Source organism: Methanosarcina sp. 1.H.A.2.2, assembly GCF_000979975.1.
Taxonomy (GTDB): domain Archaea; phylum Halobacteriota; class Methanosarcinia; order Methanosarcinales; family Methanosarcinaceae; genus Methanosarcina.
In genome coordinates this window covers 108,248-121,434 of the sequence record NZ_JJQL01000079.1, presented here as the reverse complement: position 1 = coordinate 121,434, position 13,187 = coordinate 108,248, and the positions used below count along the sequence as shown (strand labels likewise).

The following is a 13,187-nucleotide window of genomic DNA, read 5'->3' as shown; positions in this document are numbered from 1 at the left end:
ACTCACTGCCCTCCGACATAAACTTTCAGCACTACATCTTCAGCGCTCAGGACCTCTTCTTCCGTGGGCTCAACCTGCACGGGGGCACCTTTGTAGAGGGGAGAGCCCGTAGAAAGGGTGTCCGGGTCGATGATAACATTGGACCAGATAGCCCTTGGCATGAACACATGCCCCGGACAGACCGAATCCGTACATTTCGTATAGACCACGACAGAATGCTTTCCGTTCCGGCTTGTAACCTTCACTTTTTCAGGGGAGCAGAGGGACACGAAATCCACAGGGGAAAGCCAGCAGGATGCACATTCCATGGTGTAATCGTCCGTGAACTTGTCCCCGCCTTTGGCAAGCCTGCCTTCATCAATCGTACTTCCGGTAATGAGTAATACTTCCATGCTTCTCACCTCAGAGTTCCGGATTTGCATCTGCAGCCGCGTAGAGCACTCCTTTTGCCCGCTTGCTGATCGCATAGTCCCCGGTGAACTTCTTGAATTCTCCTGTTAGCTCAACCCCACCCTGGGTGAGTCCGTCTACCATACCTGTATATTCGAAACCCGGAGTGAAGCGTTCGATTAACCCCCCGATAACTATGGTACCAGCTGCCATTTCAGCGCCAACGCCACGAAGAGCTCTGCCCTTAACAACGATGACCCCGCCGTTCTGGCGAATCCCGCAGAAGCCTTCAACATTGCCTTCCACCAGAATTTCTCCGCCGTCCATACCGCCTCCGAGCTGGTGCCGCGCCGAGCCTTCGATCACTATGCGGCCGCCTTTCATGCCGTGCCATTTACCTCTGTAAGCACAGCCAACATGGTCTCCGGCATTGCCTTTGATATGCAGGAGCCCGCCCAGCATTTCCATGCCTGCCCAGGAATCCGCATCTCCGGACACGAAAATCTCGCCTCCTTTCATCCCGGCCCCGACATGCATGCCTGCAGAACCTTCAATTTCAATTTTTCCTGCACTCATGCCTTCTCCGATCCTTTTGACCCTCATTACATCGCCTTTTATGCGGATCAGAGTCTCAGCTGCAGAGCTGCCTCCATTACCTTTAACTTCAAAAAAATCGGAAAGAGGGTAGGTCTTTGGCCCCTGCCAGATGGGCAGGTTTCCGATTTCTTCGGCATTTTTATCTGCAAAGGAGTCAGGAGTTATGACATCTGCCTCCAGTTTAATGTCGATCTCTCTTTTAAGAATAAGAATTACTTCTGACATCACTTCACCTCTCAGCGTTAACCTTTATGGGAGTCGGATTTTCCAGATACTTTTCCGGAGTCGGGTAGTTGGCAAAGCCCAGGGTATAGTACCTGAACCATTCCTTCACGTCGGCCAGCATCTCCTTTTCCCGTTCGTCTTCTACGTGCACTTCGGAATAATAAGTCCGCTTTTCGGGAACGGCGACGATTTCTCCTTTAACAGCCACAATTTCCCCGCCCTTCACGGTGTATTCTGCTTTCCTGAAGGTCCTGATGAGAACCTCGTAATTGTTCGGGTCAAGCTGTTGCGGGTTTATGTTATAGACTGTAACATCCCCGTCTGCGCCCACGCCAAGAGAACCTTTCCTGTGAGCCATGCCAATTGTCTTAGCAGGGTTAGCTCTGGTCAGTATCGCAAGGTCATAGAGGGAAAGTTCCCGATTTACGCCTCCGAGTGCGCTCCTGTCATTTGCCCACTTGTGGCATTCACTGAAAGTCTGTTTCCGGAAAGCCTCGGACATGAGCCAGGTCATGACCTCAGGATATTTCGTAAACGGCCCACCGTTGGGACTGTCGGTAGTCATGATGGTCTTCCAGGGGTCGTTGATAAGCAGGAGACATTCAAGTCCCATTGCCCACTGCAAACTGTGTACCGGGTTGGACTTTAGGTAAGTAAAGGGAATGACACCTGACCCACACTCCATCTCAACATCAGTATTTGACCACTTGTTTCCTGTAAGCGTGTAAAGGTCGTGAATAGCAGGTCCGTCTCCGGTCATGACAGTGGCTTCTCCGAAGGGCGTACATCCACTGTCGATTACTACGTGGTCTTTGTTGTTGATGTAGTCAGCAATGTCTTTAACACCGGATTCGCAGTCTGCCCAGGTGGTGCCTGCAAAACTGTTGAACATCAGGTGGGTGAGGTATACGGAACGGTCCCTTGAAGGGTCCATTTTGGTTTCAGCCCATTCAACGTCCATGTTCTGTCTGGTCTTTACTCCATCAGGGATTTTCAGGGAATCTTTGGTAACTGCATAACAGCCGGGGTGTCCCAGGTTGTTGGCATGCAGGTGGACAGGCATTGGCATTCCAAGGCGTTCGTTGATCTCGGTAAGCCCTTTTATGACCTCCCTGGGGGTAATTTCGAAATGGATGTTAGCCTCATCAAGCGAACTTACGTTTTTGCCCCAGCCCCAGTTTTCAACTCCGGCAGGGTTGACGCATTTGATCCCATAGGTCTTGTGAGTCTTCATCATCCAGGCAACATAAGCCGCAGCCTTTTCTATGTCCCCATCCCGGAGGTAACGCATTAAGAAAAAGTTGTTTCCGAGCACCAGATACCCGCCCATGTCAAGAAGTGGAGTTGCCTTCATCTCTTCATGGGTGTGGCGGGCTTCAATAGGAGGGACTGCAGCTTCAAAGACAGTTGTGTAACCCATTGCTGCATAATCGTACCCCTGTTTGTATACCGAGGGGACAGTGTAACCTGAACCCGAATGGGTTAGTGAAGTTTTCTGGAGAGTCGCCTTATAATGGTCTTCGGGACGCATCGACCTGCCAGCGTTAACCTTTGCCCCGGCCACGTGAGAATGAGAGTCAACTCCTCCGGGCATGACCGTCATTCCTGAAGCATCAATGACCTTTGCATTTATCAGTTCGGCCGCAGAAAGTTCTTTTACAATTTTTCCGTCCCTGACGAAGACATCCATTCTCTCCCCTTTTATTTCGTTTAGGGGATCAAAGACGTATCCGTTCTTGATTGCAATTGTTCCTGCCATTTATTCCACCTCTTTTTTCACAAGCCGGATCGCATTAACAGGGCAGATAAGGGCACATGCTCCGTCTGCTCCGCAGAGGTCCTGGTTTACGACTGAAATAATTCCGTTCTTAACCCCAAGGAGAGCTTTTTCGTCCATGTTGTTAAGGTGCCCTGCAGCAAGTTCACGGTTATTGAGAGCATTTACCGGACAGACAATCACACAGTTTCCGCAACCCAGGCAAGCAGCTTCATCCGTTTCCAGGCAGGTACGGAGCAGAGCCTCCGGAACAGGGGCTTCAAGTATCTTTTTCTCGAGGGGGCCCTTTTTCTCCACATCCGGCAGAATTGCGGTTTTTCTAACATCAATGGCATCTACAGGACAGGCAACCGCGCAGGCCCCGCAGTAAATGCAGGCATCAGGCCGGTGCGTAATCTTTTCGACTATTTCCCCGGGTTTAGCCTTTTTATTGAAAATAGCATTTGCAGGACAGACTTCCACACAGGTATGGCAGGTCTGACAGACAGTCTCATCCCGGGTCCAGCGTCCTTCAAAGGGTTTTTCCACGGAAATAGCATTCACAGGACAGACTGCAGCACACCAGCCGCAGTGGATACAGCACTCCGAATCAATGTGGGTCTTTCCGACCAGCTTCAGGCGCCCATCAGTTGAAATCTCCCTTGTGACCTCAATACAGCCTCTGGGACAGATATCTTCACAAAGCCCGCAGTGGACGCAGCTTTCATTTACTGACGTCGGCCTCATGGACCTGGAAATATAGGACATGTCAGTGAGGGGTTTTCCTTCCTGCTTCAATTCAAGAGCGCCTGTGGGACAAACTTTCGCACAAATTCCACAGACAATGCAGTCTTCACTCTCTTTCATTCCCAGGAAATCAGCATCCAGGAGCCCTCTTGCTATAGCTCCCACAGCCCCTACAGCCAGGGTGCCTTTCGGGCATGCCTGTACACAGGTCCCGCAGCCAATGCATTTTTCAGGCTTATAGACCAGCTGCCTATCTTTTTTTTCGGAAAAGACAGACAATCGCATATCATCTTGCATTTTGATTACCTCTCAACGTTATTCTGTGCATCCGCCGCACAGCAGCTCATTATCGTGTTGAATAAACATTTCACCGCAATTTTTACAGCACTGTATCCGCTTTTTCTTCCGGACCGGAACTTCCAGGTCCATAGATTTCCAGGAATACACCTTTTCTCCTGCAGCCAGGAGGATGGGTACAACCTCTTCATGGGGAAGCTTTTCAGTGTTCAGGTACCAGGCGTGGAGTTTGGGATAGTCCTTTGTCTTCTCAGTGTCGAGGATGATTCGGACACCTTTTATGCTGTGCATTCCTTCAGGCGCCTGTTTGTTTACCGTGACCGCCATCTTCCCCAGGTTCCTGATCTTCAACCCGTTGTTCCCGATGGTAGCTCCGGCAAGGATCTGGAAGGGGTCAGGCATGCAGCTTTTTGTTTCGCAGGTCACGTATATGCGCTCCCCGTCCAGGACATCGAGCTCCCGTCTTGCGATATTGAGCATCTGAATGCCGATTAACGCCCCGGAGGTCAGGAAGCCGTGAAAGGGGACGACCTTTTCAATCTGTGAAAGCAGCTCAGGATCCTTTACCTGTTTCAGGATCGCCTCCATGTTGTGTTTCTCTTGATCTGAATTCTTATGCAATGTGTACACCGCCGTAGGTTTCACCGTTATGTTTAAATAAACATAACGCTAGAGATGTTGAATGCAGACAGGATAAATGTAATACAGCCAGCATATTTGAAGGAATCGCATTATGTAGATTTCAACATAACGCAGAAGGATACACTGTATTTATAGGTAACTTTTTCACAGAAATTCATTAATTTATGTTATAATTCAGGGGCAAGATTTCAATACAAGGGACAGAAACCCTTATAATTGGCCGGTCATAGAAAAAAACGCCAGCCAGAACTCTACAGCTTCCAGATATGTAAAGCTCAACATATCTATAAAAACGGAAGACTGGACTCTTGCGCTCAAAATATATAAACCACTATTTTATAAAATTGTCGATGGAAAAGGGATTTTCCTTCAAAAATAGAACAAAGGCGAAAAATTCGATTTCTAAAAAGCCAGTTCTCCCCGGGAAACAAAAAGATGTTATTATTTAGGAGCAAACAGACTGAAATCTTCAGGAATTTCTTATTCTGCGCCCCGACCTGGCTGGAGCCATTGGGATTCGACCAGATGAAGACATAAACTTCAACCACACTGGAAAAATCAAGTATAAAAATATCAACACTTCAGTAGAAGGTGAACTTTCGTATCCAAGCTCCAGATTATTACATGCAATATTCCCACATTTACTTAAGTTGCCCGTTCTCTGATTCAATCCATATTTTAATCCACAACTTAGACTATTTTTCTGGAAACGTTCGTTGGGAAAGGAAAATAAAAGAGGATTTGGTACTATCAATTACTGTCAATTACTGGCCATAGCTTTTGTTTAATCACTCGGCGAGTTTGACAATAGCTGTCCTTTCAGCAAGAACATTCCTGCCTTTGCGGTCAATAACCATCAGGATAATTTCAGTGCCTGCTTTGAAACCATAATTATTCTTAGTTTCATCGACCCCGCCTACACTGACCTTAACACTGGAATAAATATTCCCACTAGCACTGTCTCTCCCGCAAAGAATCAATTTTTCACCCACATCCCAGGACCCATCCTCCAAAACTGCACGATTTCGAGCCGTATAGTCCTTATTTTTTCCTTTTTGGCTCAGGTCCAGGTAAAGAACCTCTACATCTCCTTCAATTCTTTTTCCAGTTCCATTAGAAATATTTCCCTTGAAAGAATTGCCATATCCGGAAATCCTTATCGAGATAGAATCTAATGGAAGGGAATCTCCCCCCTCATGAATAAGGACAATTTGATTTTCCTTAAACGTGACCCATTTGCTTACCGGTCCGACACCGTAAATCCCTCCTTCGCAGGATTCAAGAGTAATTTTTGCAAAAGGAGGCTGAAAATTTGTCCTGCCTTCGGAGAGATTAATGCTGCTAGCAACTGCCCCCACAAGCACAAAAACGATTAGAAGAAGGAGCAGGGAACCGATAACAGGAGAGAGACCATCCGGTGCAGACTTTAAGAAATAAAAGAATTTATGCCGGAGATTTCCCCACGCCTTCATCATGAATATAATATGTAAAACTTGAATAAATAAGTTATTGCTTGTCCAAAAATAGTTAAAGCTTTAAAAAAGAAACCTAGAAAAAATAAAGAGAAGATTTGTCTCGGGTTATTTCTTTTTCCGACGTGCTTTTTCCTCATATTCCTTTTCGAGTTCGAAAATATCCCGAACGCTTTCCAGTTCTTTTTTGCTCCTGGAATAACGCGAAAGTACCGTAGCAACCCCGAATAACAGAGCTATAATTGCGGCGAAGAAATACATGGGTGCTGATTCAGCATAGTATTTAACCTGAATAGCCTCTTCCCGTGCTCCCATCCTGGAAGAGATCCACAGGAGAGTCTGCCTTCCTTCCTCATCGAAGCTTGTGTCATAAGGTTCAGGCCTTGCTATCCCGAATACCCTGTTACCTGTAGCAAAACCCTTTGGAAGAACCACACGGATGAACTCGGAGTCAGGTTTCATAAAGGCAAAACTCTGAGTTCCGGGCGTATCAAGGGTGTATGCAATAAAACCCGTAACAGGTTCTTCAAATTCAAGGTTTATTACCTTCATATTCCGGGTAATTTCCTGCGTAAGAGTATAATTGATATCCGAAACGTTGCTGCTGTTTGAAAGCCTCATAAAAGTTTTTGAACTTGCTACAGTTTCGTTTGCATGTTCCGCCAGAAGCACGAGATTTTTAATGGGGTCTTCATTAGAACCTCCACCAAGGGAATCAGGCGGAAAAATTTCAAGCTTGCTGCTATTTATGACGAGCTGGACGACCTGCACCTCTGTGTTGTCTCCCAGAATATAATATGTGGTGGTATTTGCTGGAATTTCATTATCCCACTCATCCAGAAAAACCTCATATTCATAATTGGAGATATTGCCAGGCTCATCCAGAATGATCTCCTTTTTTTGGTCAATACAGCCCGACATGAAGACCACCAGCAGGGCAAGGAGCATAAATATACTTTTTGTTCTCATTTTCACGGAAGAATTCTCCCTTGGGCTTGAAGCGATCTCTTTTCAGCCTGCAGCAATTTTCCTTTTATTTAGAGCGAAGCTTGCAGGATCTGTAACAGGTCAGCCTTTATCCTATGCTCTCTCTTCTTAATAAACAAAACGGATAACCTGTCAGAAGAAAAACACAAAATAGCTCCGGTTTAGCTAACAGAAAAGTAAAACTCATTGCATAAAAATAAAAATAGGAATAGCCACAATAAAAATAGCAATCAAAGCTCAAGTTCAGGTTTTTGATTCTCCTGAAGAACTCAGATACCTTTCTACCATAGGCCAGTCAATTTTTTTGATATATTTTGCCTGAAGTTTGGAAACGTAAAGAATATTGCTGCCAACAAGGATTTTCAGGTCAGAGGGTTTGGAAGAGGATTCCCCAAGCGGGAGAAGCACAGGCCCCTCCGGAGAAGTGGAAAGCCTGAAGTCCTGCTCGCTCTTCCTGATGTAAGCCCTGACTTTTTCATCAATTGAAAACACCGGAATCATATAATGCACCGTGCAGAAATTGTCCGGGGAAGATAAATAGTTACAGGGTATCGGATCTGGAGAAAAACCAGAAACTTTACATTGGCAAAAAGAAATTTTACATTGACAAAAAGAAACTCCGAAACTCAGAAGCTGCCGGGCAGTTTTAAATTTGATGAAAGCAATTTAGAACGAAGATAGCATGATGATGAAAGACAAAGGAAAACTTGTAATCTGGCCTGTATACATTGACCAGACTAAATCCAGAAGCAATGGAAGGATAATCTCTCGAAAAAATGCCGTAAAGGAGCCGCATCTGAATGAGATTAAGGAAGCTGCCATGCAGCTGGGCCTGAACCCTGAAGTAGAGCCTGAAAAAGCCTATCCAAAATCCTGGTGGGAAGTCAGCGGGAGAGTGCTCGTGGATGATAAGGGTCCAAAATCCGTTATTGCAAAGCAGATCTCTTTGTCAATAAGAAAGATGAGAGGGCAGGAAATCCCTTCTAAAGCGTAAACTCACTGGCTGACACCTTTATGGCAGGGAAAGAGCACCCTTAGGGAAAGCCTCATCCATATTCGGGAAATATGCAGGATATTCTTGAGATTTAAAAAGAACGTTTATATCATTTGGATGCAAACCCTGCATACATGTCCGAAAACAATAAAAAAATACTGCCTGTCATAAACAACAGTTCAGGTAATATCAAAAAAAGTGTTAAGAACCCCTATCAAGAGGTCAAGCTGGGATGCGGGTGTGACTCTGCTTCCTGTGGTGGCTGTGCCGGATCCCTGGGGATGAAGGCAGGTTCCGGAAAAGACGTAGTATACAGAAACGTATTCTCATATCTAATGATAGTAAGCGTTATTCTCCTTGTAACTTATATTGTGAAACAACTTCTAACTTCGATACTAACTTGAATCCGGTTAAGGAAGAAGCAGCCGGAAACAATAAGTCCAACCTTTTTATTTCAACCTTTTATAGGGGTGCCTCATTTCCTTTCCACAGTGCTCGCAGGATACGACAATAAACCCTCCTTTCAATCTGTAACGGGCATTGTGTCCAGGCATAAGGAACGCATAACAGTGTTTGCAGATCCTGCTTTTAATTTCACCTGGAATGCTAATCCTGTTCCTCATAGAGATATTTCGTATGAGCTGCACGTAACGCCTGCTGCGCTCAGGGTTTTCTGGAAACTCAGCTTTCGCAAGCTCAAAAAGCCGCCACATACGCTGGACTGCTATATTCAGAATAAGGTTTTTCTGCTTTTTTCTAGCTACTTTAGGCATTGATAGACCGATCCTTTTTTTCTGATCAAGGAGTCCTGTTTCAGCCCTTCTCAAAAAGCGAAATCAGGAATCAAGAATAATCACGTTAATATCTGGATTCTTGCTGTGTACAAGGGCTTTAAACCTTTCGGGGTCTCCGTCCATTCCTTCTGAATACCCGTAGTGCATGGGAATAACAAACCTCGGAGAGATAACTGCTACTGCGCTGGCAGCTTCTTCTTCATCCATGGTATATGTACCCCCGATGGGCAGAAGAACTATATCGGCACTAAAAGTCTCCATCTCCGGGAAGAAGTCGCAGTCTCCTGCATGGTAGATCCTCAAACCTCCAAGTTCTATGATATACCCCACTCCAAGGCCCCTGGGATGGTATGGTTTATCAAGGTTATAGGCTGGGACCACTTCAATCCGAATCCCTTTGATCTCAAGCCCGTCAGCCAGGATATCCCCTTCAGCAACCCTCCGGGCATCACCTCTGAACTCAAGGGAACAGCTCTCAGGGATCAATGTGGTTGTGTCAGACCTCCGGACTTTCCGAATATCCGCAGGGCTGCAGTGGTCAAAGTGCTCATGTGTAATGAGAAGAATATCTGCCTTGTCATCAAAAGTCGGTTCTGCACCGATCTGATACGGGTCGATATAGATTTTTTTGCCATCCCCTTCAAGCAGAAAACAGGAATTTCCAAACCATTGAATACTAACGCCTTCAATTTTTACACTATTCATATTATACACCTGCTGAACTCTATTCCCCACAACCTGTGAAAAGAGCCCTGTTAGAGAACTCTATTTTCAGATTATATTAGATTATATTAGATTATATTAGATCATATTAATAGTAGCCAAATAATAATATCCAAAAGTATGAACTTCTTTAGATCGGCACCCTGTTAAGGTCCTCAAACAGAGTTAAGATCTTTTTTAATGAAACTCGGCTCAAGCACCCTGTTATAGATCATCTTCTGAAGGTAACAAACGACTGGCAACTTTATTACGACTGCTTCTCTTTTGTTTCCTGCACTGTGAACCCCTATTGATTCTTTTCCGTCCGCTATCATGAAGAATTGTTCATCATACTGGAGCCCATCAATTATAATATTAGTCATGAAGTCCGAGAATTCTTTTGTAGTCTCTCTAAACTCAAAAGGCAGCGATTTGAACCTGTCCAGTTCATTCACAATAAAGGTTAACTGGCAAGTTTTTTCCAATTTTTTAAGATCGGTCTCAAACTCCTGCAAGAATTCGGGGCTGGATGCAAAAACAATCAGCTCTTCCTGTACCCCGCTGAGAATTTCACGGATTCTATTTTTGATTCCCCACTCACTCTGGATACACCATACCGGAGATGTTTTAGGAAGTTCATAACTCAATTCATTGAGTTGGTCAAGCGCCTCGATTGCGCAGTTGATGAATTCATCTTTTATCTTGCCTATTACCTGCTTAGGGTCAACTGCGCGAAAATAGGTTGGGGAGCCCTGGCGGACTTCCAGATAACCCTTCTTTGCCAGCACTTTAAGAACTTCGTATATCTTGGCTCTTGGCACATTGGTGAGTTCATGGACTTCCCTGGCCGTAGCCTCCCTCAAACTGACAACCCCCACGTAGGCTTTTGCCTCGTTTTCAGTTAGCCCTAGCCTCTCCAAATTATGAATTAACTGAGGATTAAGTTGTGAAAACATTTGTTACCCCTAAAGTAACAATAGATTTAAATCTTTTCTATCTCTATAAGCCAGCAAATCTATGAGACTTAAGAACTAATCAAACAGTATAAAAAGGATAGAAATGTAATAATAACAAACCTTGGATGGGGAACCTCCAGCCCAAAGGAAAATCCGACAGGTTGAAGATGTGAATCCAGGTTCCTAAATGATACTTCATGTTAAAAATTATGAGAGGAATCAAATATTAAAAAATCTTTTGAAAAACTGGGGTTTATTATTCAGAATAACCGTTTTTCCGTCCTCCTGATAGCTTTTCTGTTCATAATCATATCAATGCAGGGAGCACAGCTAATAGAGATGAAAGCAGGAACGGAAACCTTTGTCGGGAAAGACTCTCCTCTCTACCAGAACTACGATCACCTTTATCAGAATATTTTTCAGACACAGTCTATTGTTGTAATGGTAGAGGGCAACGAGGTGAGAAATGCTGACCTGATGGAGGCTGTGGACAGGTTAGAACATCAGCTTGCGGCAACGGATGGAGTGATTGAGACTACAAGCCCTGCCTCCCTTATCAAAACGATCAACTACAAGACAACAGGGAGGTATGAACTTCCCAAAACCAATGAAGAAATAGAAGCTATCATAGACGGAAATCCGTCTATATTCAGTCAGATTATCCCTGACAATACCCATATGTTGATATCGGTAGTAATGGCCGGATCAGCCAATGACAAAACTCAGCAGGATATCCTTACTGCTACTGAAGATGCAGTCCCATTTGCGGAATTTCCACCTTCTTACAATATTATCGTTACAGGTGACCCGGCATTCCAAATCTCCATGAACAAAGAAATGAATTCCAGCATGGGTGTACTTTTAGGGCTTTCAGCTATTTTCATGGTTATTGTACTACTCCTGGTGTTCAGACATGTCCGCTGGTGTCTTCTTCCTCTGCCAGTAGTTCTTCTAGGAATTGTTTACACATTCGGAGCTATGGGTTATGTAGGGATTCCCATGTCCATGGTTTCAATGTCTGCGTTCCCGATCCTCATAGGCGTGGGGATCGACTATGCCATCCAGTTCCATAACAGACTTGAAGAAGAACTGCAGGAAAAAGGGAACAAAACAAGAGCAGTTATAGAAACCGTAAAGCACACCGGACCTGCAGTCCTCATCGCCCTGGTAATGACAGCCCTTGGCTTTTTCTCCCTTTTCACCTCCACGGTGCCAATGATCCAGGACTTTGGAAAACTTCTCCTGATAGGCATTGCTATGTGTTACCTCTCTTCCATATTTGTAGGAGTTGTAACGATTTCAATATTTGATAACTATTCAGATAAAAACCCCTTGAGGAAAGTCGCAAATAAGATTAAACCTGCAAATTCGAGAAAACAGAAAAAGCCTGAGGGAGAGAACGGAAGCGACCATCTAATCGGAGATCTTCTCCAGAAAACTACAGATCTGACGATCAAGTATGATGTTATCGTACTGGGAATAGCATGCTTACTCTGCTTTAGCGGCCTCTACCTTGATCAGTCCGTACCTATCCAGACTGACGTTCAAGAATTTGTACCCCAGGATATGCCTTCCCTTGTGGATCTCAAACACATGGGAGATATCATGGGCGGAAGCGACGAATTAAACCTTATAATAAAAGTTGATGATACAGCCAACCCTGATGTCTTGAAATGGATTGACCAGTTTTCCGAACATGAGGTGGCAACCAGTAGCCATATTTACAGCGCTTCAAGTATCGTATCTCTCGTAAAAGAAAGGAATGGGGGAGTGATTCCTGACACCAGCCAGGAGATAGAGGATATTTATTCCGAAATCCCTGAAGCGCAGAAGAACCGCTATATGTACGGAAAAAACATGCTCCTCCTGAACTTCAATATAGGGAATGCGGTTGCAGACATCAAGGTAATGGGTATTAAAGAACTTACAACCATCGTTAAGCAGGATATGCAGTGGATGCCAGCTCCCCCGGGTATCACGGCCACGATTACCGGAAACTCGGTCGTCTTTATAGAGGTCATTACTGCTCTTACCAGTGGAAGGATAGCAATGACTTTCCTCGGCCTTGTCCTCGTACTCGCAGGGCTTTATATTGTTTACAGAGACTGGGTGAAAGCTCTGGTCCCTATAATTCCAATGGTCATAGTTATCGGCTGGTCAGGAGGGGTCATGAGTTATCTTAACATCAGCTACACTCCTCTAACAGCAACTCTGGGAGCGTTGATCTTAGGAGTAGGGTCCGAATATGCGGTCCTCATGATGGAACGTTACTTTGAAGAAAAGGACAAAGGGCAAAGTCCTATGGAAGCAATCCATATGGCCAGTTCCAAAATAGGAAGTGCAATCGTTGCTTCAGGAGCAACTACCGTATTTGGGTTTATGGCCCTGCTGGCTTCTCCTTTCCCCATGATAGCCGACTTCGGCATGGTTACGGTTATCGATGTCGTGCTGGCTCTCCTGGCAACCTTTGTGGTCTTCCCACCACTGATAGTTTTCCTTGATACCTGGAGGGATAGGAGAAAAGGAGCTCGGACGACAGAAAAAGAAACAGAGATAAAAAAACAAATTCAGGGGGCCGAGATATGACACAAGTGCCCATAAAAAAATTAAGGCAAAAAATGATTAAAA

14 protein-coding genes are annotated in these 13,187 nt (G+C 45.0%); 3 read left to right on the top strand and 11 right to left on the bottom strand.

From position 1 onward, the window contains the following. Positions 1-2: 2 nt before the first annotated feature. From EO93_RS12410 to EO93_RS12375, 8 genes are all read right to left on the bottom strand, one after another. Positions 3-392: a molybdopterin dinucleotide binding domain-containing protein gene (locus EO93_RS12410; protein ID WP_048140072.1), complete on the bottom strand. Its 390-nt coding sequence runs from the start codon at positions 390-392 to the stop codon at positions 3-5. Between the two features lie 10 nt (positions 393-402). Beyond that, entirely contained in the window at positions 403-1,212 is an 810-nt protein-coding gene (locus EO93_RS12405; protein ID WP_048162762.1) for a formylmethanofuran dehydrogenase subunit C, read from the bottom strand. A 4-nt stretch (positions 1,213-1,216) separates the two neighbouring features. Further along, the gene (locus EO93_RS12400; RefSeq protein WP_048162760.1) at positions 1,217-2,971 is read right to left on the bottom strand and encodes a formylmethanofuran dehydrogenase subunit A; all 1,755 of its coding nucleotides are present in this window, start codon (positions 2,969-2,971) and stop codon (positions 1,217-1,219) included. After that, a complete protein-coding gene (locus EO93_RS12395) occupies positions 2,972-4,012 on the bottom strand; it encodes a 4Fe-4S binding protein (protein WP_048162758.1) in 1,041 nt (346 codons plus the stop codon). Positions 4,013-4,030: 18 nt separating this feature from the next. Further along, positions 4,031-4,642: an FmdE family protein gene (locus tag EO93_RS12390; RefSeq protein WP_235284250.1), complete on the bottom strand. Its 612-nt coding sequence runs from the start codon at positions 4,640-4,642 to the stop codon at positions 4,031-4,033. Between the two features lie 800 nt (positions 4,643-5,442). After that, on the bottom strand, positions 5,443-6,129 hold the full coding sequence (locus tag EO93_RS12385; RefSeq protein ID WP_235284249.1) for a type IV pilin: 687 nt from the start codon (positions 6,127-6,129) through the stop codon (positions 5,443-5,445). A gap of 105 nt (positions 6,130-6,234) precedes the next feature. After that, entirely contained in the window at positions 6,235-7,095 is an 861-nt protein-coding gene (locus tag EO93_RS12380) for a DUF5803 family protein (protein WP_235284260.1), read from the bottom strand. Positions 7,096-7,356: 261 nt separating this feature from the next. Next, the gene (locus tag EO93_RS12375; RefSeq protein ID WP_048131328.1) at positions 7,357-7,614 is read right to left on the bottom strand and encodes a hypothetical protein; all 258 of its coding nucleotides are present in this window, start codon (positions 7,612-7,614) and stop codon (positions 7,357-7,359) included. A gap of 187 nt (positions 7,615-7,801) precedes the next feature. Between EO93_RS12375 and EO93_RS12370 the strand changes: the two genes are divergently transcribed. Both EO93_RS12370 and EO93_RS12365 read left to right on the top strand, forming a co-directional pair. Further along, complete coding sequence (locus tag EO93_RS12370; RefSeq protein ID WP_048162890.1) at positions 7,802-8,107, top strand: signal recognition particle protein Srp19; 306 nt, start codon at positions 7,802-7,804, stop codon at positions 8,105-8,107. Between the two features lie 134 nt (positions 8,108-8,241). Next, the gene (locus EO93_RS12365; protein ID WP_156161314.1) at positions 8,242-8,511 is read left to right on the top strand and encodes a hypothetical protein; all 270 of its coding nucleotides are present in this window, start codon (positions 8,242-8,244) and stop codon (positions 8,509-8,511) included. Positions 8,512-8,556: 45 nt separating this feature from the next. Here EO93_RS12365 and EO93_RS12360 read toward each other — a convergent pair whose 3' ends face one another. From EO93_RS12360 to EO93_RS12350, 3 genes are all read right to left on the bottom strand, one after another. Then, positions 8,557-8,880, bottom strand: a complete 324-nt coding sequence (locus EO93_RS12360; protein WP_048131361.1) for a ribonuclease P protein component 4 — start codon at positions 8,878-8,880, stop codon at positions 8,557-8,559. Positions 8,881-8,943: 63 nt separating this feature from the next. After that, positions 8,944-9,606: an MBL fold metallo-hydrolase gene (locus EO93_RS12355; protein WP_048162752.1), complete on the bottom strand. Its 663-nt coding sequence runs from the start codon at positions 9,604-9,606 to the stop codon at positions 8,944-8,946. A gap of 173 nt (positions 9,607-9,779) precedes the next feature. After that, positions 9,780-10,559, bottom strand: coding sequence for a TrmB family transcriptional regulator (locus EO93_RS12350; RefSeq protein WP_048162750.1), 780 nt, complete (start codon positions 10,557-10,559; stop codon positions 9,780-9,782). Between the two features lie 225 nt (positions 10,560-10,784). Between EO93_RS12350 and EO93_RS12345 the strand changes: the two genes are divergently transcribed. Then, positions 10,785-13,145, top strand: a complete 2,361-nt coding sequence (locus tag EO93_RS12345; protein WP_052735455.1) for an RND family transporter — start codon at positions 10,785-10,787, stop codon at positions 13,143-13,145. The last annotated feature ends 42 nt before the right edge of the window (positions 13,146-13,187 follow it).